A 19,870-nucleotide genomic window follows, 5' to 3' on the forward strand; every position below is an offset into this window, starting at 1 on the left:
CATGGCCGACCTGCTGCCCGAGTCCGAGCGCGACGCCGCGCTCGCCCCCCTTCTGGAGTCCGGCTGGACCGTCGCGGACGGCCGCGACGCGCTGACCCGGTCGTACCAGTTCCGCAACTTCATCGACGCATTCGGCTTCATGACGCGGGCGGCGATCTGGGCCGAGAAGTGGAAGCACCACCCCGAGTGGTCCAACGTCTACAACCGTGTGGACGTGACCCTGACGACCCATGACGCGGGTGGACTGACCGAGCTCGACGTGAAACTCGCGAAGAAGATGAACCAACTGGCAGACGACTGATGCAGAACCTCCTCGACACCGCCATCTGGAACGGACGGACCCTCGGCGACCTCCTGACGCTGGAATTCCTGATCTCGATCTTCGGCAACCTCGTCGCCGCGATCCTGATCCTGATCGCCGGCTTCATCCTGGCCAGCTGGATCAAGAACCGGATCCAGGGCCTCGCCGAGAAGCACGCCCGTCTGGACCAGACGCTGTTCGACTTCCTCGGAAACGTCGCGCGCTACGTGGTGATCGGGTTCGCGTTCCTGTTCGTGCTGAACACGTTCGGGGTGCAGACGACGTCGCTGATCGCGGTGATCGGTGCCGCCGGCCTCGCCATCGGCCTCGCCCTGCAGGGGACGCTGTCGAACGTGGCGGCCGGGATCATGATCATCTTCTTCCGGCCCTTCAAGCTGGGCGACTTCGTCGACCTGAACGGCAAGCTGGGAACCGTGAAGTCGATCAACCTCAACTTCACCGAGCTCGCCTCGATCGGGAACGTGCAGATCATCGTGCCGAACGCCGAGATCTGGGGGAACACGATGCAGAACTACTCCGCCTACCCGCTGCGCCGGGCGGAGTGGACGTTCGGCGTCGGCTACGGCGCCAACCTGGCCGAGGCGGAGCGGGTGATCCGCGAGACGATCATGGCCGACGAGCGCTCTCTGGCGGAGCCGGAGCCGTTCCTGCAGGTGAACGAGCTGAACGCCAGCTCGGTCGATTTCCTGTGCCGGGTCTGGGTGCCGAGCGCGGACTTCTTCCAGTACCAGGCCGACATGAAGCGCAAGGTGAAGGAGGCGCTGGACGCGAACGGCGTGCCGATCCCGTTCCCGACCCGGACGCTGCACATCGCGCGCGACGAGGACGACGACGAGGAGGGCGGCACGGACATGGCCGCCCCCGGCTTCGAGAGCGCGCCGCAGCCCCGCCCCGCCGGGCGCGACGCCGCGGGCGACGTCGCGGGCTAGCCGTCCGCCGCCATCAGCGCGACCCAGCTGTCGCCGTAGCGCCGCGCGTCCAGACGGGCGAAGCCCGGCGGCGGCGGCGGCTCTGCCGCCTCCTCCCAGACGATCACGGCGCCGGGGGCGATCCAGCCGCCGGCCAGCGCGGCGGCGAGGGCGGGGGCGCCGAGGTTCCGACTATAGGGCGGGTCGAGGAAGACCAGCGACGCAGGCTCGCCGGGGTTCGGCCCGATCCGGGCCGCGGGGCGGGCGATCAGGGCGGCGTCGTCCTGCCGCCGGGCGCGGGACAGGTTCTCGCGGATCAGCTTTCCCGCCGGGCGGCCGTCGTCGACGAAGGTGGCGAAGGCGGCGCCGCGGGACAGCGCCTCCAGCCCCAGCGCGCCGGTGCCGGCGAAGAGGTCGAGGACGCGGGCGTCCGTCACCGGATCGCCGAAGCGGCCGCCCTGCAGCAGGTTGAAGATCGCCTCGCGCACCCGGTCCGTCGTCGGCCGCAGGTGGGCGCCTGGATCGCCCTTGCCGACGCCCGCCAGCGCCAGTCCCCGGTGCGCGCCGCCGACGATCCGCATGTCCCTCAGCCCCTCAGCAGCGCCTTGAGGTCCGTCGCCGGATCGGTCGCGACCGCCGGATCGGGAGACCGGCCCGCCTCGATCAGCCGCTTGCCGACCATGTAGGCGCGGCTGTCGTTCATCGCGTCGACGGCGATGAGTGCGCCGTCCGCGTAGTACCAATGCGAGGCGGACCGCTCGCCCGCGCCGGGGCGGACATGGACGTCGGTCCAGCCGCGGTTGAGGCCGGCGATCTGCAGGTGCACGTCGTACTGGTCGGACCAGAACCACGGGCGCGGGTGATACTCGGTCTCGCGCCCGAGGATGTTCAGCGCCGCCGCCTCGGCCATGTCGATGGCACCGCCGACGCTTTCCAGCCGGATCCGCTCGCCCCGGTACAGGTGCGAGGCGCAGTCGCCGGCGGCCCAGATGTGCGGATCGGACGTGCGGCAGTGCAGGTCGGTGGCGATGCCGTTGTCGATGGCCAGACCGGCCGTGTCGGCGAGGATCGTCGCGGGCTGGATGCCGACGCCGACGATGGCGAGGTCGATCTCCAGCTCGGTTCCGTCTTTGAGACGGGCGCCGGTGACGCGGTCGTCGGCGTCGCCGATCAGCGTCTCCAGCCCCACGCCCTCGCGGATATCGACGCCGTGGGCGCTATGCAGGGCACGGAACCAGTCGGAGGTGACGGGCGCCGCGATGCGCTGCAGGATGCGTTCCGCCGCCTCGACCAGCGTCACCTGCAGGCCGGACTTCGCCGCGACCGCCGCCGCCTCCAGCCCGATGTAGCCCCCGCCGACCACCAGCACGCGCCGCCCCTTCACCAGCTCGGGGCGCAGCGTGTCGGCGTCGCGCAGGTCGCGCATGGTGAAGACGCCGTCCAGGTGCCCGCCCACCGCCTCGGGCAGGGTCCGGGGGTAGGAGCCGGTGCAGAGGGCGAGCGCGTCGTAGGGCAGCGCCTCGTCGCCCTCCAGCGTCACGACCTTCGCCGCCGGGTCGAGGGCGACGGCGCGGGTGCCGAGGCGCAGGGTCACGTCCTGCTCGCCGTACCAGGCGGCGGGGCGGAGGTAGAGCCGCTCCTCCTCCATCTCGCCAAGCAGGTACGCCTTGGACAGCGGCGGGCGCTGGTAGGGCGGCACCGGCTCGGCCCCGACCAGCGTGATCGGGCCGTCGAAGCCCTCTGCCCGGAGCTTGCCGATGAGGCTCGCGGCGGCCTGCCCGGCCCCGATCACGACGACATGCATCTCTCACTTCCCTCGTGGCCGGCCCGACGCCGGCACCCTATATCGCCGGCGAGCGAGAACAACCAAGACAACGGAGACCACATGACCATCGACGTCGGAGACCGCCTGCCCGAGGCGACGTTTCTGAAGATCGGGCCCGAAGGGCCGCAGCAGGTGACGCTGGCCGACCTGATCGGCACCGGCAAGGCGGTGATCTTCGGCCTGCCCGGCGCCTATACCGGCACCTGCACCACCGCCCACGTGCCGAGCTTCATCCGCACGATGGGCCGCTTTCAGGAGAAGGGCGTCGACAAGGTGATCTGCGTCGCTGTCAACGACCCGTTCGTGATGAACGCCTGGGCCAACGAGACGGGCGCCAAGGCGGCGGGGATCGAGATGGCGGCGGATGCGTCGGGCGAGTTCACCAGGGCGATCGGCATGGACTTCACCGCTCCGCCGGCGGGCTTCTACGGGCGGTCGCGGCGGTACTCGATGTATGTCGAGAACAGGACGGTCCGCATCCTGAATGCCGAGGAAAGCCCCGGCATGTGCGAGACGTCGGCGGGCGAGACGCTGGTGGAGCAGCTCTGACAGTGCGCGGGGCGGGCGGTGGCCCGCCCCCGCTTCAGAAGCTGTCGCCCTGCCCCGTCGCCCAGGTCGGGTGGAAGCGGTTGCCGGGCGAGAGGGTGAAGACCTCGCAGCCTTGGTCGGTGATGCCGATGGAATGCTCGAACTGCGCCGACAGCGACTTGTCGCGGGTCACGGCGGTCCAGTCGTCGGCGAGGACCTTGGTCTCGGGCCGGCCGAGATTCACCATCGGCTCGATGGTGAAGAACATGCCCGGCTCCAGCCGCGGGCCGGTGCCGGGGCGGCCGTAATGCAGCACGTTCGGCGGGGCATGGAACACGCGGCCGAGGCCGTGGCCGCAGAAGTCGCGCACGACGCTCATCCGCTGGCCCTCGACGTAGGTCTGGATGGCGTGGCCGATATCGCCGAAGGTGTTGCCGGGCCGCGCGGCCTCCACCCCCAGCATCAACGCGTCATGGGTGACCTGCATCAGCCGCTCCGCCTTGCGGGAGGGCTTGCCGGCCACGTACATCCGGCTGGTGTCGCCGTACCAGCCATCGACGATCACGGTGACGTCGATGTTGAGGATGTCGCCGTCCTTGAGCTTCTTGTCGCCCGGGATGCCGTGGCAGACGACGTGGTTCACGCTGATGCAGCTGGCGTGCTGGTAGCCCTTGTAGCCGATGGTGGCGCTGGTCGCGCCGGCGGCCTTCACCCACTCCTCGATCAACTGGTCCAGCCGGCCGGTGGTCTGGCCGGGCACGACGTGGTCCGCGATGTCGTCGAGGATCTGCGCGGCAAGACGGCCCGCCCGCTCCATCCCCGCGAAGTCGGCGGGGTGGTACAGGCGGATGCCGTCGCGTGTCAGGTGCGTCTTGGTGTCGTCCATGGCGGAACGTCCTGAAAAACTTGCGCCACAGGTAGTCCGAAAAGGGCGGAGATTCCAGCCCCGCGGGCGTCCGGCGCCGTCACGCGACCGGCAACGGGCCGGTCAGGCGGATCGCGTCCCGGCCGATCGCGGTCGCGTGTGCCATCACCTCGACCCCCGCGTCGCGGGCCGCGGCGAAGGCGCGGGCATAGCCCGGGTCGAGATCGGCGGCGATGGACAGGCGCGTGCAGTCGGTGCGCTGGACCACGAAGAAGAGGACGGCGCGGCCCCCGGACTGCGCGACCGAGGCCAGCTCGCGCAGGTGCTTCGTCCCGCGCAGCGTCACGCAGTCGGGGAACTCGCACAGGTCTCCGGTGCGGCGCAGGTGGGCGTTCTTGACCTCGACGTGGGCATCCGGCTCGGCGCCGCCGGCGAGGTGGAAGTCGACGCGGCTGTTCTCCTGCCCGTAGCGGACCTCGGGGCGGTGGACCCTGTAGCCCGCGAGCGCCGGAATGCGCCCCTCGACCAGCGCCTCGGCGACGAGGCGGTTGGGCAGGCCGGTGTCAATGCCGGCGAAGTGCCCTCCCGGCAGTTCCACCAGCCGCCAGCCGAAGGGCAGCTTGCGCGTCGGGCCGGGCGTCGGCTCCAGCCACACGCGGGCGCCGGGGGTGTCGAGGCCGAGCATCGCGCCGGGGTTGGGGCAGTGGACGGTGACCTCGGTGCCGTCGTCCAGCGCCACGTCTGCAAGGAAGCGCTTGTAGCGGCGCAGGAGGGTCGCGGGGACGAGGGGGCGGGCGAAGTGCATGGCGGCGGGGTCGGTCAGGCAACGCGCGGTGTCAATCTTGGAGTGCGACAGGAGGGCAGCGTCTGGCCGCGGTCAGACGCTCCGATGCCGCGGTAGGGGCGATCTATATTGGCTTCATCGGACGACCCCGATCGTCTCGCAGGTGGCGAGGAAGCGTCTGGCCGGGGGCCGGCCAGACGCTGCCCGGGCCGCTTGCGCGGCTGATTCCGGGCGGGTGCGGGGAAGCGGGGCCATTCGCACCGGGTCGGATTGGAAATCCCGCGGCGGCGGTTTAGCCTCCGCGGCGAAGGAAGGGCGCACCCCCGGCGCGACCGACAAGCGCCAGGGAGCGCGACGACAGCGCGCGCCTCCGGCGCGATCAGAGGGCGCGCCTCCGGCGCGATCAGAGGGCGCGCCTCCGGCGCGACGAGGAGGCCAGAGCCATGCCCAACCCCACCGCCGCGATGCTGGTAATCGGCGACGAGATCCTGTCGGGACGGACCCGCGACGCCAACATGCACCACCTCGCCGGCGCCCTTGCGAAGGCCGGGATCGACCTCGTCGAGGTGCGCGTCCTGCCGGACCGCCCCGACCGCCTCGTCCCCGCGATCCGCGAGATGGCGGCGGCGCACGACCACCTCTTCACCTCGGGCGGAATCGGGCCGACCCACGACGACATCACCGCGGATTGCGTGGCCGAGGCGATGGGCGCGCCGATCGACGTCCGCGACGATGCCCGCGCGATCCTGCAGGCGCACTACGACCGCTCGGGGCAGGAGCTGAACGCGGCGCGCCTCAGGATGGCGCGGGTCCCGGACGGGGCGGAGCTGATCGACAACCCGATCAGCGCGGCGCCGGGCTTTTCCTTGCGCAATGTCCACGTCATGGCGGGCGTGCCGACGATCTTCGAGGCGATGGTGGCGAGCCTGCTGCCGCGCCTCACCGGCGGCACGCCGCTGCTGTCCCAGTCCCTGCGGATCGAGCGGGGCGAGGGCGACATCGCCGGGCCGCTGGCGGAGCTGGCGGCGGAGTACCAAGACCTCTCCTTCGGCTCCTACCCGTTCAACCGCGACGGCATCTACGGCGCCAACGTGGTCGTCCGGGGCAGCGATGCCGCCCGCGTCGACGCCGCGCTGGTGCGCCTGTCCGAGCTGTTTCCCGATGCCGTCGCCTGACGCGGCCGCCTGGGCTGCGGCGGCCGAGGCGACGTGGCCTGCGGCGGCGACCGCGCGCGTCGGGATCTGGACGATCCGCGAGGGGCGCGGCGGCGGCAGCCGGGTCAGTTCGGCGACGACCGACACGGACCCGACGGCGGCCGACCTCGCGACGGGCGTGGCGGCGATGGAGGCCCTCGGCCAGATCCCGCAGGTGATGGTGAAGGCCGGGCAGGACGCGCTCGACCGGCTGCTGGAGGCGGAGGGCTGGGCGGTGAAGGACCCGGTGGCCGTCCTCGCCGCGCCGGTGGAGGCGCTGACGACAGAGCGGCCGCCCCCGGTCACGGTGATCGAGGTCTGGCCGCCGCTGGCGATCCAGCGCGAAATTTGGGCCGCCGGAGGCATCGGCCCCGCCCGCCTCGCCGTGATGGAGCGGGCGCCGGAGCCGAAGACCACCCTGCTCGGCCGCGTCGACGACCGCCCGGCCGCGACGGCCTACGTCGGCGTCCACGACGGCCTCGCCGTCCTGCACGCGCTGGAGACCGCCGCCCGATTCCGCCGCCGCGGCCTCGCCCGGCACATGATGCGGGGCGCCGCCTTCTGGGCGCGGGAGAACGGCGCTACGCACCTCGCCGTCCTCGTCACCCGCGCCAACGGCGCCGCCAACGCGCTGTACGCGGGCCTCGGCATGGCGGAGGCCGCGCACTACCATTACCGCATCCGCGAGGCCCCATGACCGACAGCCCCACCGCCCTGAACCTGCCGCCCGTCGACCCGCTGCCGGAGGAGACCGCCCGCTACTTCGCGATCTGCGAGGAGAAGCTGGGCATGGTGCCGAACGTACTGCGGGCCTACGCCTTCGACATCGCCAAGCTGAACGCCTTCACCGCGCTCTACAACGACCTGATGCTGGGCGAGAGCGGCCTGACCGAGCTGGAGCGCGAGATGATCGCGGTCGCCGTCTCTTCGGTGAACATGTGCTTCTACTGCCTCGTCGCCCATGGCGCGGCGGTGCGGCAGCTGTCGGGCGACCCGGTGCTCGGCGAGCGGATGGTGATGAACTGGCGCACCGCCGATCTGGACGCGCGGCAGACCGCGATGCTGGCCTTCGCCGAGAAGGTGACGGTCGAAAGCCACAAGGTGACGGAGACCGACCGCGACGCGCTGCGGGAGGTCGGGTTCTCCGACCGCGACATCTGGGACATCGCGAGCGTGGCCGGCTTCTTCGCGATGTCGAACCGCGTCGCGTCGGCCACCGGCATGCGGCCGAACCCCGAATACCACGCGCAGGCGCGATGAAGGCTGCCGCCGCGCTGCTCGGGCTGGCGCTCGCCTCCGGCGCGGCGGCGCAGTCGCTGGACCTGCCCGGCAACGCGGTGCGGGTGAGCGAGGAAGCCGCCGATCCCGGCACGGCGGAAATCGCCATCGGGCCCTACGCCGAGGGGCGTCTGCCATCGCTGACGGTCGACGGGCGGGTGGCGCGGTCGGTCTGGCGCATCGCTTCGGCCGGGCTGACGACGGCGCAGATCATGGCGCGGCTGGGGGCCCAGCTCGGGCCGGCGGGGTTCGAGACGGTCTACGCCTGCGACACCGACGCCTGCGGCGGCTTCGACTTCCGCTTCGCCCTCGACGTCGCGGACCCGCCGGACATGCATGTGGACCTGTCGGACTTCCGCTACCTCGCCGCGCGCCGGCCGGAGGACGACGCGCTGCTGTCGATCCTCGTCTCGCGCTCGGCGCTGGCAGGGTTCGTCCAGATCACCCGCGCCGGCGGCGAGGGCGCGGCGCCGGTGGCCGAGGCGACGGACGATGCCTTGACGGGCGAGGCGGCGGCGCCGGTCGTCCCGCCAGCGGCGGGAGAGGTGGGCGCCCAGCTGGAGGCGGCGGGGCACGCGGTGCTGGGCGATCTTTCCTTCGCGACGGGGTCCTCGACGCTGGACGAGGGGAGCTACCCGGCCCTTGCGGACCTCGCCGCGTGGATGGCGGCCCATCCCGGGCAGGCCGTCGCCCTGGTCGGCCATACCGACGCCGAGGGTTCGCTCGACGCCAACATCGCGCTGAGCCGCCGCCGGGCCGCGTCGGTTCTGGAGCGGCTCGTGGACAGCCACGGAGTGGACCGTGCGCGACTGTCGGCCGAGGGGATGGGCTGGCTCGCGCCCCTCGCCTCGAATCTCAGCGCCGAGGGACGCGAGGCGAACCGGCGGGTCGAGGCAGTGCTGCTGCCCGAGTGATCCGCGGATCGATCCACCGAAGGGGATAAGGTCTGCGTGAGGACGGCGGACCCGCGCCGACGGAAGCCGGCATATCGGGCGGGCCCTCGCCGCCCGTCGCGGCGCCCCTCGCGCCGGCTGACGGCTCCGCATAGCTCGGGTGTCCGACACACAGTCCAACGGAGTGATCCATGACCCGACTGACCGCCCTTCTCGCCGCCGCCGCGCTCGGCGCCGCCCCGATGGCCGCCCTCGCGCAGGACACGAGCACCGACGCCCCCGCGGCGACCGAGACCGCGCCCATGACGTTCGACGATGCGACGCTTACCGCATTCGTCGATGCCGTCGTGGCGATCGAGGAAGTTCGCGGCGACTACGAACCGCGCGTCCAGGCCGCGGCCGAGGCGGACCGCCCGGCGCTGATCGAGGAGGCCAACATGGCGATGGTCGCCGCGATCGAGTCGACGGAGGGCCTGACGCTGGACGACTACATGGCCGTCAGCCAGGCCGCCTCGGCCGACGAGGACCTCGCCGCGCGCATCGTCGCGATGCTGCCGGCCGACATGCAGCCGCAGCAGTCGGGCGAGACGCCCGAAGGCTGATGTGCGAACGGCCCCGGCGTCACCATGCGTCGGGGCCCTTCTCCGCGAAGGCGTTCACGAGGAAGTCGATGAACGCCCGCACCTTGGGCTGTGTGAACCGGCCCGGGGGATAGACGGCGTAGATGCCCTGCACTTCCACCGGCAGGCCGGGAATCGCCTCTTCCACCAGCCCCTTCTGCATCGCGTCGGCGTACAGGAACGACGGCAGGTAGGCGATGCCGAGGCCGCTGATGCAGGCGTTCAGCAGCGACTGTCCGTCGTTCACCGTCAGCCAGCCGGCGGTGCGCACCTGCCGCTTCTCGCCCGAGGGCGCGGTGATCTTCCAGACCGCGCCGTTCGACTGGTTGGAATAGTGCAGGAGCTTGTGCTCGTTCAGGTCGTCGATCTTCTGCGGGCGGCCGTACTGCTGGAAGTACGAGGGCGAGGCGATCATCCGCTTGGCCGTCTCGGTCAGCTTGCGGGCGCGGAGCGTGGAATCCTCCAGCTCGCCGATCCGGATCGCCATGTCGAAGCCTTCGGAGATCAGCTCCACGTAGCGGTTGTTCAGGACCATGTTCACGGTGATGTCGGGAAACTCCTGCAGGAAGTTGCCCAACACCGGCGAAAGGTGATTCACCCCGAAATCTGTGGCGACGGAAATCCGCAAGAGGCCCGACGGCGCCGACTGCATCGACGTGACGAGGGCGTCGGCCTCGCCGGCGTCGTTCAGGACGCGGCGCGCGCGGTCGTAGTAGGCCAGCCCGATTTCGGTCGGAGAGACGCGGCGGGTGGTGCGGTTGAGCAGGCGCGCGCCGAGGCGCGCCTCGAGCGACGAGACGTGCTTGGAGACGGCGGACTTGGAGATGCCCATCTTCTTGGCCGCGTCGGTGAAGCCGCCCTGGTCGACGACCGTGGCGAACGCTTCCATTTCCGTCAGGCGATCCATCCTCGTTCCTTACGTGCCGTTCCCCCGCTGCCGGCAGGAGTGATGGCGAATTCGGGCACAAAAGCGGCTCGGCCCTGACAATACGGGGGTAAGTCCCGAACTGGTCGCAGGGCGGAAACGCGTCAGCGGGACGGTGGGGTCGCGATGACGTCCGCGACCAGCCGGCCGAGACGCGCGGCGCCCTCAGGCGACGGGTGGATCAGGTCGGGCTCGTAGAGGTCCGTCTGCCCCCGCGCGATGACCGTTCCGGCGTCGATCACGCGTATACCGGGATCGGCGGCCGCCAGGGCGTCCAGCCGCTCGCGGTAGGCGTCGAGGAGGGGCAGGCAGGCGTCGAAGCCGGTCCCCGGCCCGCCGGGCGGGGCGTAGAGGACGACGGCGAGGCCGGCGCCGGTCCCGCGCACGTCGGCCGCGAGGTCGGGCACGAGGCCGTGGGTCCCGTCCTCGGAGATCAGCCGGCCCAGCACCCGGCCGCAGCCGATGAGGCAGCCGCACCCCAGCGCGATGTCGTTCGCGCCCCCCGACAGCAGGACCCAGTCCCAGTCGCCGCCGATCCACTGGGTGCCGATCACCGCCTCGTCCGGCAGCGCGATCGGCAGCGCGCCGAAGACGGTGCCGCTGACGGCGCGGTTCTCCACCTCCATCCCAAGCTCGGAGGCGACCACGTCGGGGACCGAGGCGCCCGCCTCGGCATGGATCGACAGCAGCGAGTCGCCGATGGCGAGGAGGCCGTCGGCACGGGCCGGGCCGGCGCATGACAGGCCCAGGAACGCGGCGGCGAGCCGCGCCGCGCCCGCCCACGCCGGCCGGGTCCGAGAAGCCGCCGTCCTCACAGCCGCGCCGCCAGCCGCGTGCCCTGGGCGATGGCCCGCTTGGCGTCGAGTTCGGCGGCAATGTCGGCGCCGCCGATGACGTGCACCGACCGGCCCGCCGCGATCAGCGCGTCGGCGAGGCTGCGCTCCGGCTCCTGCCCGGCGCAGAGGACGATCGTGTCGGCCGGGATCAGCCGCGCGCCGGCGTCGTCGCGGACGTGCAGGCCGTCCGCGTCGATCCGCTCGTAGGTGACGCCGCCGACGAACTCGACCGCCTTCATCTGCAGGCCGGCGCGGTGGATCCAGCCGGTGGTCTTGCCGAGGCGCTTGCCGTGCTTCTCGGCCTTGCGCTGCAGCAGCGTGACCTGCCGCGCCGGCGGCGTCGGGCGCGGCCCCTCGGGCGCGAGGCCGCCCGGCGCCTCCTCCGGGTCGGTCACGCCCCATTCGCGCAACCAAGCGTCCAGGTCCTCGGTCGGGCTTTCTCCGCCGAGCACCAGGAACTCGGAGACGTCGAAGCCGATGCCGCCGGCGCCGACCACGGCCACCCGCGCGCCGACGTCCGCGCCGCGGAGGGTTTCGGCGTAGCCCCGGACGTTCGGCCCGTCCTGGCCCGGGATGGCCGGGTCCCTCGGCACGACGCCGGTCGCGACGATGACCTCGTCGAAACCCTCCAGCGCCGCGGCGTCCGCCGTCGTCCCCAGCCGCACCTCGACGCCGCGCTCATCCAGCATCGTGGCGAACCACTCGACGAGACCGTCGAACTCCTCCTTGCCCGGGATCCGCCGGGCGAGGTTCAGCTGGCCGCCGATCTCGCCCGTTTTTTCGAACAGCGTCACCCGGTGCCCCCGCTCCGCCGCCGTCAGCGCGGCGGATAGGCCGGCGGGGCCGGCGCCGACGACGGCGATCCGCTTCGGCTCGGCCGCCGGCTCCACGACCAGCTCGGTCTCGTGGCAGGCGCGGGGATTGACGAGACAGGTGCTGATCTTGCCCGCGAAGGTGTGGTCGAGGCAGGCCTGGTTGCAGGCGATACAGGGCGCGATGGTGGCCGCGCGTCCCGCCCTGGCCTTGGCGACGAAGTCGGGGTCGGCGAGGAACGGGCGCGCCATCGACACCATGTCGGCGCAGCCCTCGGCGAGCACCGCCTCGGCCACCTCGGCCGTGTTGATCCGGTTCGAGGTGATGACGGGGATCGACACCTCGCCCATCAGCTTTTTCGTGACCCAGGCGAAGCCGCGGCGCGGCACGCTGGTGGCGATCGTCGGGATGCGCGCCTCATGCCAGCCGATCCCGGTGTTGAGGATGGACGCGCCCGCCGCCTCGATTTCCCTTGCGAGGGCCACCACATCCGGCCAGGCCTGCCCGCCCGGGACGAGGTCGATCAGCGAGATCCGGTAGATCAGGATGAAGTCGTCGCCCACCGCCTCGCGGACCCGGCGCACCACCTCGACCGGGAGGCGGCGGCGGTTCCCGGGCGAGCCGCCCCAGCGGTCGGTGCGGCGGTTGGTGCGCTCGGCGAGGAATTCGTTGAGGAAGTACCCCTCGGACCCCATCACCTCGACGCCGTCATAGCCAGCCTCGCGCGCCCGCGCGGCCGCGGTGACGATGTCTACGATCTGTTTCTCGATCCCCGCCTCGTCCAGCTCCTTCGGGGGGAAGGGCGAGATCGGCGATTTCAGGGCCGAGGGGGCGACGCAGTCGGGACCGTAGGCGTAGCGTCCGGCATGGAGGATCTGCATCGCGATCCGGCCGCCGTCGCCGTGGACGCGGTCGGTGACGCGCCGGTGGTTGGCGATATCGTCGGGCGTGAACAGCCCCGCGGCGCCCGGAAAGACCCCGCCCTCGCGGTTCGGCGCCATGCCGCCCGTCACCATCAGTCCGACGCCGCCCCGCGCCCGGGCGGCGTAGAAGGCGGCGACCCGGTCCCAGTCCTTCGTCTCCTCGAGCCCGGTATGCATCGACCCCATCAGCGCGCGGTTCGGCAGCGTCACATGGCCGAGGTCGAGCGGCGCCAGGAGATGCGGATATCGGCTCATGGGTCCCTCCCCGAACGGCGGGGCCCATTGCCGCACCGGCGCGACCTGCGCCGGATCACCGTCGGGGTGGTTCCTATCATCCGGCGGCCCGACCGTCACGGGCCCGGGCCCCGGATCGCCGGCGCCGGACCCGGGGGTCCGGCGGCCGGCGCGTGTTCCCTAGTTGGCGGTCAGCCGGCCGATCTCCTCCTTGAGAAGGAGTTTCTGCTTCTTCATCTTCGCGATTTCGAGGTCGTCTGTCGCCGGGTTGCGGTGCGCCTCCTCCACCCGTTCGGACAGGACCTGGTGCTTCTTGCGCAACTCCTCGACATGCGAACTGACGCTCATGGGGGTCCTCCTTTGAATGTGTGGGTGCCTTGAGTGCACCACGGAACGGGGGCGCCTGTCACGCGGCATGGCAGATCGCCGCCCTCCCGGCAGTCTGCCGCCGAAAATGTTGCCGCAAGGTTAAGCTTTGCGGCGCGTCGCCGGGCCGGGCGCCCACGGGAACGTCGCTCCCTCCCGCAGGATCGCCCGTGCGGCGGCGCCGTAATCCTCCGAATCGTCCCGGTGCCGCGGCCCGTCGTGCAGCACGAAGGGCGGGTGCAGGACGAAGGCTCCCCGCCCACCCTTGCGGGCCGTCAGCAGGAAGCGTCCCGGCTGCCGCCCGGCGCGGCCCGCCAGCGGCGCCACCTCGACCGACCCCAGCCGGCCGTCCAGCGCCACCATCGCCTCGGGCAGGCGGTCGATCCGCTGGATCAGCGTCAGCCGCCCGCCCGGCGCCAGCCGGCGCGAGGCGACCGCGATCCACTCCGCCAGCGGTGGCCCTCCGCCATGAGCCGCCTCGCGCCCCGCATGACCCGATGCCCGCGAGGCGCGGCGGTCGTAGTAGGGCGGATTCATCATCACCTGCGCGAAGCGCCGCGACGTGACGCCGCCCGGCAGCGCCGACACGTCCGCCTCGACCACCTCGAACGGCCGTCCCTCGGCGTTCACCCGCGCCAGCGCCGCCATTGCGGGATGCAGCTCGACCCCCGTCACCTCCAGCCCCGGCACCCGCGCCATGAGGCACAGGGCCGCCACGCCGACTCCGCAGCCCAGCTCCAGCACCGTGTCGCCCGGAACGGCCCGCACGGCGGAGGCGAGGAACACCGCGTCCACCCCGGCGCGGTAGCCGGCCCGGGGCTGCAGCGCCGTCACCCGGCCGCCGAGGAACGCGTCGCAGGTGGTCTCAGCGTCCGAGGTCGATGTCATTGTCGCGCATCGCCCGCTCGGCGCGCGTCAGATCCTCGTCTCGGACCATGAGGCGGCGCGGCAGGATCCCGATCGACCCTTCCAGCACGCTCATGTTTACGTCCAGCGGGAAGCAATCTATACCCTCGCCTTCGAGCAGGGCCGTGGCGAAGGCGAGCACCGTGGGGTCGTTCGTGCGCAGGAGCTCTCTCATGCCAACCGCTTACATGCCCGCGCCGTGCAGAGACAAGACACCCCGCCGATGAGCCTCGACGACGCCAGCCACAAGCCGCACGAGCGTCTGGCCATTCTGCTGGCCGACGACCTGACCCGCGTGGGCGACACGATCCGCGCCCGCATGGCGTCCGAGCATGCGCCCCGCATCCCCGAGGTGACGGCCCACCTGATCGAGGCGGGCGGCAAGCGCCTGCGGCCGATGCTGACGCTCGCCGCGGCCCGACTCATGGGCTACGCCGGCGACGACCACGTCCGCCTCGCCGCGACGGTGGAGTTCATCCACACCGCGACGCTGCTGCACGACGACGTCGTGGACGAGAGCGCACAGCGCCGCGGGCGGCCGACGGCGAACCTGCTGTGGGACAACAAGTCGAGCGTGCTGGTCGGCGACTACCTCTTCGCCCGCTCGTTCCAGCTGATGGTCGAGACCGGCTCGCTGCGCGTCATGGACATCCTGTCGAACGCCGCCGCAACGATCGCCGAGGGCGAGGTGCTGCAGCTGACCGCCGCCCGCAACCTCGCCACCACCGAGGAGACCTACATCCAGATCGTCCGCGGCAAGACCGCGGCCCTCTTCTCGGCCGCGACCGAGGTGGGCGGCGTCGTGGCCGGCGGCTCGGACACGCAGGTGCGGGCGCTGTTCGACTACGGCGACGCGCTGGGGATCGCCTTCCAGATCGCCGACGACCTTCTCGACTACGGCGCCGGCGGCGCGATCGGCAAGAACACCGGCGACGACCTGCGCGAGGGCAAGCTGACCCTGCCGGTCATCCGCGCCATCGCGGCGGCGGACGCGGACGAGCGGGCGTTCTGGGAACGCACCATCGGCAAGGGCCGGGTCGAGGACGGGGACTACGAGACGGCGCTGGAGCTTTTCGCGCGGCACGGGACGCTGGACGGCACCCGGGCGGACGCGCTCGCCTGGTCGGCGAAGGCGCGCGCGGCGCTGGAGGCTCTGCCCGAGGGCGAGATCCGCGACATCCTGTCCGACCTCGCCGACTACGTGGTCGCGCGGCTCGTCTGAGCCGGGGCCACCGGCTCGCCTTCAGTTGAGGATCGGCGCCGGCACGACCCACCAGCTCTGTTCCGACAGCTGCAGCACACGCGCCGCCTGACGCGCAGCGCCGACGTCCTTGGTGATCCCGACGCAGGTCGCCCCCGAGCCGGTCATCTGCGCGGCGAGGATGCCGGGCTGGCGCCGCAGCCGCTCCAGCACGCGGCCGATCTCGGGCGCCAGGGCCTGCGCCGGCGGGGCCAGGTCGTTGCGCTGGGCCGCGACCCACTCGGCGAACGCCGCGGGCGCGCGATCGGCGGGCAACTCCGTCAGCGGCGGGTTCGACGATCGCTCCAGCCGGGCGAAGACGTCGCCCGTCGGTACGGCGACGTTCGGGTTCACCAGCACCAGCCCGACCCCCGGAAGCGGCCCCGCGGGCGCCAGACGCTCGCCGATCCCGGTCATCCACTGTGCGCCGGGCGCGGCGAGGCAGACCGGCACGTCGGCGCCGAGGGCGACCACCTCGGGATCGTCCGGCGCGAAGGGCGTGACGTTCCACAGGCCGGCCAGCAGCCGGATCGCCGCCGCCGCGTCGGACGACGCGCTGCCGAGGCCGGCGGCGTGGGGCAGCGTCTTGGTCAGCTTCAGCCGCGCGCCGACGCGCACCCCGCGCGCCTGCGCGAGCGCCCGCGCGGCGCGCATGACGCTGTTCGTGCCGTCGGTCGGGACGCCGGCCGAGAACGGTCCCTCGACCGTCAGCGACAGGTCCGGCGCCGCGACCGCGGACAGCTGATCGCCGATCCCCGCGAACACGACGAGGCTGTCCAGCTCGTGATAGCCCCCCGCGCGCCGCCCGGTGACGTGCAGCGCGAGGTTCACCTTGGCCGGGGCGAAGCCGGAGGGCAGCGGCGGCATGGCTCAGCCGCCCTGCGCCAGGTCCAGCGGATCGCGGTTCTCCTCGACCAGGACGACGTCGAGGCCGACCTGCAGCTTGCGCCGGATCCGCTGGGCCGCGTCCGGCTCGGGCCCGAAGGACAGCGCGCGCTGCCACTGGAAACGCGCCTCGCGCTCCCGGCCCACGGCCCAGTAGGCGTCGCCCAGGTGATCGTTCACCACCGCGTCCACCGGCTCCAGCTCGGCCGCGCGCTCCATCTCCTCCACCGCGCGCCCGTAGTCGCCGAGGGTGAAGTGCGCCCAGCCCAGGCTGTCGACGATGGAGCCGTTCTCGGGCTGCCGTTCGGCCGCCGCCTCGATCATGGCGAGCGCCTCGTCCAGCTTCTCGCCCCGCTCGACCAGGGAGTAGCCGAGGTAGTTCAGGACCTGCGGCTGGTCCGGGTCGATGTCTAGCGCGGCGCGGAAGTCGGACTCCGCCCCGTCCCAGCGGTCGATCCGGTGCCGCGCGATGCCGCGCGTGTAATGGATCAGCCAGAGGCCCTGATCCTCGGGGTCGCTGAGGTCGATCGCGCGGGTGTAGGCGGCCTCGGCCTCGCCGTAAGCGCCGGTCCGGCGCAGCATGTCGGCGAAGGCGGCCTGCACCACCGGCATCTCGCCGTGGCTGCGGGTCAGCTGGCGCAGCACCTCCACCGCGGCGTCGGGCTGACCGGCGGAATAGAGGGCGTCGGCGCGGCCCATCTCGGCCGCGTGGAAGAACGGGCTGTCCTGAGGAACCGTCCCGTAGGTCCGCACGGCGAGGCCGTACTGCTCCAGCTTGTCCAGCAGGGCGGCGGACATCAGCGTCGCCTGCACCAGCGACGGGTCCAGCGCCTCGGCGAGGCGGGCGTAGATCAGCGTGACCGACGGGCTGGCCTCGTTGGTCAGGATCGAGGCGACGTCGAAGTAGACCTCCGCCATGCCTTCGGTGGCGTCGGCGGCGACGTCGTAGGGGACGGCCTCCCCCGCCCGCAGGCGGTCGCGCAGCTCGGCGAGGTCGGGCTCCGGCCGGGCGCCGAAGGTCGCGTCGATCAGCGCCGCGCCCTCCTCGCCGCGGCCGAGCTGGCCGAGGATCAGCGCGTGCGCCACGACCCCGCGCCGCGTCCGCTCCAGCCCGCCGCTCCGGTCCTGCGCCAGCAGCGGCTCGGCCGCCTCGAAGTCCCCCGCCGCCGCGAGGGCCAGCGCCTTGTGGAACGCGCCGAAGGGGCGCAGACCCTCGCTCTCGATCATCTCGTCGAAGGCGGCGAGCGCGGCGCCCATGTCGCCCTCGCCCACATGCGCCCAGCCGCGCGCCAGGCCGTCGACCAGCGGGCTGACGGTCTGCCCCGTCTGCAGCGCGGACAGGATGCCGTCCCAGTCGCCGTCCTCGAACCGCTGCGCCTGCAGGACGAGGGCGGACATCGTGCTCTCCACGCCGCCGTCGGCGAGGGCCGCCGCGTAGGGCGCGGCGTCCAGCGGCTGGCCGAGGCCGACATGGGCGGCGATGGTATATTGCAGCAGGGCGGCGTTCGCCGGGTCGGCCTGCAGCGCGCGAGTGAAGAACTCGACGCCCGCTGCGTAGTCGTTGACCAGCCCCGCCTGCCGTCCGGCGAGGTACGATCCCGAATCCTGCGCCGCCAGCGGCGTTCCCAACAGCAGGGCGGCCATAGCCGCCCGCATGGCCGCGGCCATGCTTCCCCGTTCCATTTTCATGGTTCCCTGCCCCTTGTCTGCCTCGGGGTCCACGCTAAGCGGCGGCCCCTCACGGCGCAATCGCGGGGGCGGCGCAAGCGGCGGGGCTGTGCGGAATCTCGCGGACTTGTGTGCGGTCCTGCGGCGGCGCCGCCCGAGATCGCGACAGGGCGCGAACGGGCGCCGGCCGGTCACATGTTCGGGTAGTTCGGCCCGTCGCCACCCTGCGGCGTCGTCCAGACGATGTTCTGCGGCGGGTCCTTGATGTCGCAGGTCTTGCAGTGGACGCAGTTCTGGAAGTTGATCTGGAACCGCACGTCGTCGCCCTCGCCCACGAACTCGTAGACGCCCGCCGGGCAGTAGCGCGTGGACGGGCCGGCGTACTCCTTCCAGTCCACCTCCACCGGGACGGACGGGTCCTTGAGCTTGAGGTGCGCCGGCTGGCTTTCCTCGTGGTTGGTGAAGCTGAAGGCGACGTTGGTCAGCCGGTCGAACGACAGCGTGCCGTCCGGCTTGGGGTAATCGATCTTCTTGTGCTTCGACGCCTTCTGGGTCGCCTCCGCGTCGCTCTTGCCGTGCTTCATCGTGCCGAGGACCGAAAAGCCAAGCGTGTTGGTCCACATGTCCAGCCCGCCGAGGCCCATCGAGACCGTCAGGCCGTAGCGCGACCACAACGGCTTCACGTTGCGCACCTTCTTGAGGTCGCGGCCGATGGCCCCGCCCCGGACGGCGGCGTCGTACTCGGTCAGCGTGTCGCCGGACCGTCCCGCAGCGATGGCGGCGTGCGCCGCCTCGGCCGCCTCGATGCCGGACAGCATGGCGTTGTGGTTGCCCTTGATGCGGGGGACGTTGACCATCCCCGCGGCGCAGCCCAGCAGCACCCCGCCCGGGAAGGCGGTCTGCGGCAGCGACTGCCAGCCGCCCTCGGTGATGGCGCGGGCGCCGTACGCGATGCGCTTCCCGCCCTTCAGCAGCTCGGCCACCATCGGGTGATGCTTGAACTGCTGGAATTCCATGTACGGGAACACGTACGGGTTCTCGTATCCGAGGTGGACGACGAAGCCGACATAGACCTGATTGTTGTCCAGGTGGTAGATGAACGATCCGCCGCCGGCGTTGCTGCCCAGCGGCCAGCCCATCGTGTGGGTGACGGTGCCCTCGCGGTGCTTGGCGGGGTCGATCTCCCACAGCTCCTTCATGCCGAGGCCGTACTTCTGCGGCTCGCGCCCGTCGGACAGGCCGTACTTCGCGATCACCTGCTTGGACAGCGAGCCGCGCACGCCCTCGCCCAGCATCACGTACTTGCCCCGCAGCTCCATCCCCGGCTCGTAGGAGGGGCCGGGCGTGCCGTCCGCCGCCAGCCCCATCTCGCCCGCGACGACGCCGGCGACCCGCTCGCCGTCCATGACGAGGGCGCTGCAGGCCATGCCGGGGAAGACCTCGACGCCCAGCTCTTCCGCCTGCTCGGCCAGCCAGCGGCAGACGTTGCCCATCGAGACGATGTAGTTGCCGTGGTTGGTCATCAGCGGCGGCATCAGGGCGTTCGGGATCCGCAGCTTCCCGCCCTCGCCGAGGAGGTAGAAGTTGTCCTTGCGGACCGGCACCGTGACCGGCGCGCCCCTGTCCCGCCAGTCCGGGATCAGCCGGTCGAGGCCGACCGGGTCCAGCACCGCGCCGGACAGGATGTGGGCGCCGACCTCGGAGCCCTTCTCGAGCACCACGACCGAGAGATCCGCATCCAGCTGCTTGAGCCGGATCGCCGCCGACAGGCCCGCCGGCCCGGCCCCGACGATCGCCACGTCGTAGTCCATCGATTCGCGCACCGTCTCGGCCATCGTGCTGATCCCTCACGTCAACT

22 protein-coding genes are annotated in these 19,870 nt (G+C 72.0%); 9 read left to right on the top strand and 13 right to left on the bottom strand.

Features of this window, described 5'->3' with window-relative positions:
- The first annotated feature begins 1 nt into the window (after position 1).
- Complete coding sequence (locus tag A37W_RS0117530) at positions 2-301, top strand: 4a-hydroxytetrahydrobiopterin dehydratase (protein WP_018304352.1); 300 nt, start codon at positions 2-4, stop codon at positions 299-301.
- On the top strand, positions 301-1,251 hold the full coding sequence (locus tag A37W_RS0117535) for a mechanosensitive ion channel family protein (RefSeq protein WP_018304353.1): 951 nt from the start codon (positions 301-303) through the stop codon (positions 1,249-1,251). Before A37W_RS0117530 ends, A37W_RS0117535 begins: the two co-directional genes overlap by 1 nt.
- Here the strand turns inward: A37W_RS0117535 and rsmD are convergent.
- Complete coding sequence (rsmD, locus tag A37W_RS0117540; RefSeq protein WP_018304354.1) at positions 1,248-1,811, bottom strand: 16S rRNA (guanine(966)-N(2))-methyltransferase RsmD; 564 nt, start codon at positions 1,809-1,811, stop codon at positions 1,248-1,250. The genes A37W_RS0117535 and rsmD overlap by 4 nt on opposite strands.
- Before the next feature lie 5 nt (positions 1,812-1,816).
- Entirely contained in the window at positions 1,817-3,034 is a 1,218-nt protein-coding gene (locus A37W_RS0117545; RefSeq protein ID WP_018304355.1) for an NAD(P)/FAD-dependent oxidoreductase, read from the bottom strand.
- Between the two features lie 81 nt (positions 3,035-3,115).
- Between A37W_RS0117545 and A37W_RS0117550 the strand changes: the two genes are divergently transcribed.
- The gene (locus tag A37W_RS0117550) at positions 3,116-3,604 is read left to right on the top strand and encodes a peroxiredoxin (RefSeq protein WP_018304356.1); all 489 of its coding nucleotides are present in this window, start codon (positions 3,116-3,118) and stop codon (positions 3,602-3,604) included.
- A 34-nt stretch (positions 3,605-3,638) separates the two neighbouring features.
- Here the strand turns inward: A37W_RS0117550 and map are convergent, their stop codons facing one another.
- Positions 3,639-4,469, bottom strand: coding sequence for a type I methionyl aminopeptidase (gene map, locus A37W_RS0117555; protein ID WP_018304357.1), 831 nt, complete (start codon positions 4,467-4,469; stop codon positions 3,639-3,641).
- Between the two features lie 79 nt (positions 4,470-4,548).
- The gene (sfsA, locus tag A37W_RS0117560; RefSeq protein ID WP_018304358.1) at positions 4,549-5,253 is read right to left on the bottom strand and encodes a DNA/RNA nuclease SfsA; all 705 of its coding nucleotides are present in this window, start codon (positions 5,251-5,253) and stop codon (positions 4,549-4,551) included.
- 422 nt (positions 5,254-5,675) lie between these two features.
- Here sfsA and A37W_RS0117565 point away from each other — a divergent pair, with 422 nt between their 5' ends.
- The 5 genes from A37W_RS0117565 (at position 5,676) to A37W_RS22365 (ending at position 9,198) form a co-directional block, all read left to right on the top strand.
- The gene (locus A37W_RS0117565) at positions 5,676-6,407 is read left to right on the top strand and encodes a competence/damage-inducible protein A (RefSeq protein WP_018304359.1); all 732 of its coding nucleotides are present in this window, start codon (positions 5,676-5,678) and stop codon (positions 6,405-6,407) included.
- Complete coding sequence (locus A37W_RS0117570) at positions 6,394-7,122, top strand: GNAT family N-acetyltransferase (RefSeq protein ID WP_018304360.1); 729 nt, start codon at positions 6,394-6,396, stop codon at positions 7,120-7,122. The genes A37W_RS0117565 and A37W_RS0117570 overlap by 14 nt, the downstream gene beginning before the upstream one ends.
- Positions 7,119-7,685, top strand: a complete 567-nt coding sequence (locus A37W_RS0117575) for a peroxidase-related enzyme (RefSeq protein WP_018304361.1) — start codon at positions 7,119-7,121, stop codon at positions 7,683-7,685. Before A37W_RS0117570 ends, A37W_RS0117575 begins: the two co-directional genes overlap by 4 nt.
- Positions 7,682-8,617: an OmpA family protein gene (locus tag A37W_RS0117580; RefSeq protein ID WP_018304362.1), complete on the top strand. Its 936-nt coding sequence runs from the start codon at positions 7,682-7,684 to the stop codon at positions 8,615-8,617. The genes A37W_RS0117575 and A37W_RS0117580 overlap by 4 nt, the downstream gene beginning before the upstream one ends.
- A 170-nt stretch (positions 8,618-8,787) precedes the next feature.
- Positions 8,788-9,198 (top strand): DUF4168 domain-containing protein, encoded by a 411-nt coding sequence (locus tag A37W_RS22365; RefSeq protein WP_018304363.1) that lies wholly within the window; start codon positions 8,788-8,790, stop codon positions 9,196-9,198.
- A 19-nt stretch (positions 9,199-9,217) separates the two neighbouring features.
- Here A37W_RS22365 and A37W_RS0117590 read toward each other — a convergent pair whose 3' ends face one another.
- From A37W_RS0117590 to A37W_RS0117615, 6 genes are all read right to left on the bottom strand, one after another.
- The gene (locus tag A37W_RS0117590; protein ID WP_018304364.1) at positions 9,218-10,123 is read right to left on the bottom strand and encodes a LysR family transcriptional regulator; all 906 of its coding nucleotides are present in this window, start codon (positions 10,121-10,123) and stop codon (positions 9,218-9,220) included.
- A 122-nt stretch (positions 10,124-10,245) separates the two neighbouring features.
- Complete coding sequence (locus A37W_RS0117595; protein ID WP_018304365.1) at positions 10,246-10,956, bottom strand: SGNH/GDSL hydrolase family protein; 711 nt, start codon at positions 10,954-10,956, stop codon at positions 10,246-10,248.
- The gene (locus tag A37W_RS0117600; RefSeq protein WP_018304366.1) at positions 10,953-12,968 is read right to left on the bottom strand and encodes an FAD-dependent oxidoreductase; all 2,016 of its coding nucleotides are present in this window, start codon (positions 12,966-12,968) and stop codon (positions 10,953-10,955) included. The genes A37W_RS0117595 and A37W_RS0117600 overlap by 4 nt, the downstream gene beginning before the upstream one ends.
- Positions 12,969-13,127: 159 nt before the next feature.
- Complete coding sequence (locus A37W_RS23470; RefSeq protein WP_018304367.1) at positions 13,128-13,295, bottom strand: YdcH family protein; 168 nt, start codon at positions 13,293-13,295, stop codon at positions 13,128-13,130.
- A gap of 120 nt (positions 13,296-13,415) precedes the next feature.
- Positions 13,416-14,201, bottom strand: a complete 786-nt coding sequence (locus A37W_RS0117610) for a tRNA1(Val) (adenine(37)-N6)-methyltransferase (RefSeq protein ID WP_018304368.1) — start codon at positions 14,199-14,201, stop codon at positions 13,416-13,418.
- Positions 14,179-14,394, bottom strand: coding sequence for a putative signal transducing protein (locus tag A37W_RS0117615; RefSeq protein ID WP_026198576.1), 216 nt, complete (start codon positions 14,392-14,394; stop codon positions 14,179-14,181). The genes A37W_RS0117610 and A37W_RS0117615 overlap by 23 nt, the downstream gene beginning before the upstream one ends.
- 48 nt (positions 14,395-14,442) lie before the next feature.
- On the opposite strand from A37W_RS0117615, the gene A37W_RS0117620 reads away from it, so the two are divergent.
- Entirely contained in the window at positions 14,443-15,441 is a 999-nt protein-coding gene (locus tag A37W_RS0117620; protein WP_018304370.1) for a polyprenyl synthetase family protein, read from the top strand.
- 21 nt (positions 15,442-15,462) lie between these two features.
- Here A37W_RS0117620 and A37W_RS0117625 read toward each other — a convergent pair whose 3' ends face one another.
- The 3 genes from A37W_RS0117625 to A37W_RS0117635 all read right to left on the bottom strand — a co-directional run bounded on the left by A37W_RS0117625 (position 15,463) and on the right by A37W_RS0117635 (position 19,847).
- Positions 15,463-16,317: a 4-(cytidine 5'-diphospho)-2-C-methyl-D-erythritol kinase gene (locus A37W_RS0117625; protein ID WP_373286032.1), complete on the bottom strand. Its 855-nt coding sequence runs from the start codon at positions 16,315-16,317 to the stop codon at positions 15,463-15,465.
- A gap of 12 nt (positions 16,318-16,329) precedes the next feature.
- A complete protein-coding gene (locus A37W_RS0117630; RefSeq protein WP_229665985.1) occupies positions 16,330-18,027 on the bottom strand; it encodes a tetratricopeptide repeat protein in 1,698 nt (565 codons plus the stop codon).
- Positions 18,028-18,203: 176 nt separating this feature from the next.
- Positions 18,204-19,847, bottom strand: coding sequence for an electron transfer flavoprotein-ubiquinone oxidoreductase (locus tag A37W_RS0117635; RefSeq protein WP_018304373.1), 1,644 nt, complete (start codon positions 19,845-19,847; stop codon positions 18,204-18,206).
- Positions 19,848-19,870 lie beyond the last annotated feature (23 nt).

This window comes from Wenxinia marina DSM 24838 (assembly GCF_000379485.1).
In the GTDB taxonomy this organism is placed as follows: Bacteria; Pseudomonadota; Alphaproteobacteria; order Rhodobacterales; family Rhodobacteraceae; genus Wenxinia; species Wenxinia marina.

What these genes read in the sequence shown, in the direction of transcription:
- A37W_RS0117530 (WP_018304352.1), top strand. Translation starts at nt 2, where the DNA reads ATGGCCGACCTGCTGCCCGAGTCCGAGCGCGACGCCGCGCTCGCCCCC.
- A37W_RS0117535 (WP_018304353.1), top strand. Translation starts at nt 301, where the DNA reads ATGCAGAACCTCCTCGACACCGCCATCTGGAACGGACGGACCCTCGGC.
- rsmD (WP_018304354.1), bottom strand. Translation starts at nt 1,811, where the DNA reads ATGCGGATCGTCGGCGGCGCGCACCGGGGACTGGCGCTGGCGGGCGTC.
- A37W_RS0117545 (WP_018304355.1), bottom strand. Translation starts at nt 3,034, where the DNA reads ATGCATGTCGTCGTGATCGGGGCCGGGCAGGCCGCCGCGAGCCTCATC.
- A37W_RS0117550 (WP_018304356.1), top strand. Translation starts at nt 3,116, where the DNA reads ATGACCATCGACGTCGGAGACCGCCTGCCCGAGGCGACGTTTCTGAAG.
- map (WP_018304357.1), bottom strand. Translation starts at nt 4,469, where the DNA reads ATGGACGACACCAAGACGCACCTGACACGCGACGGCATCCGCCTGTAC.
- sfsA (WP_018304358.1), bottom strand. Translation starts at nt 5,253, where the DNA reads ATGCACTTCGCCCGCCCCCTCGTCCCCGCGACCCTCCTGCGCCGCTAC.
- A37W_RS0117565 (WP_018304359.1), top strand. Translation starts at nt 5,676, where the DNA reads ATGCCCAACCCCACCGCCGCGATGCTGGTAATCGGCGACGAGATCCTG.
- A37W_RS0117570 (WP_018304360.1), top strand. Translation starts at nt 6,394, where the DNA reads ATGCCGTCGCCTGACGCGGCCGCCTGGGCTGCGGCGGCCGAGGCGACG.
- A37W_RS0117575 (WP_018304361.1), top strand. Translation starts at nt 7,119, where the DNA reads ATGACCGACAGCCCCACCGCCCTGAACCTGCCGCCCGTCGACCCGCTG.
- A37W_RS0117580 (WP_018304362.1), top strand. Translation starts at nt 7,682, where the DNA reads ATGAAGGCTGCCGCCGCGCTGCTCGGGCTGGCGCTCGCCTCCGGCGCG.
- A37W_RS22365 (WP_018304363.1), top strand. Translation starts at nt 8,788, where the DNA reads ATGACCCGACTGACCGCCCTTCTCGCCGCCGCCGCGCTCGGCGCCGCC.
- A37W_RS0117590 (WP_018304364.1), bottom strand. Translation starts at nt 10,123, where the DNA reads ATGGATCGCCTGACGGAAATGGAAGCGTTCGCCACGGTCGTCGACCAG.
- A37W_RS0117600 (WP_018304366.1), bottom strand. Translation starts at nt 12,968, where the DNA reads ATGAGCCGATATCCGCATCTCCTGGCGCCGCTCGACCTCGGCCATGTG.
- A37W_RS23470 (WP_018304367.1), bottom strand. Translation starts at nt 13,295, where the DNA reads ATGAGCGTCAGTTCGCATGTCGAGGAGTTGCGCAAGAAGCACCAGGTC.
- A37W_RS0117610 (WP_018304368.1), bottom strand. Translation starts at nt 14,201, where the DNA reads ATGACATCGACCTCGGACGCTGAGACCACCTGCGACGCGTTCCTCGGC.
- A37W_RS0117615 (WP_026198576.1), bottom strand. Translation starts at nt 14,394, where the DNA reads ATGAGAGAGCTCCTGCGCACGAACGACCCCACGGTGCTCGCCTTCGCC.
- A37W_RS0117620 (WP_018304370.1), top strand. Translation starts at nt 14,443, where the DNA reads ATGAGCCTCGACGACGCCAGCCACAAGCCGCACGAGCGTCTGGCCATT.
- A37W_RS0117630 (WP_229665985.1), bottom strand. Translation starts at nt 18,027, where the DNA reads ATGGAACGGGGAAGCATGGCCGCGGCCATGCGGGCGGCTATGGCCGCC.
- A37W_RS0117635 (WP_018304373.1), bottom strand. Translation starts at nt 19,847, where the DNA reads ATGGCCGAGACGGTGCGCGAATCGATGGACTACGACGTGGCGATCGTC.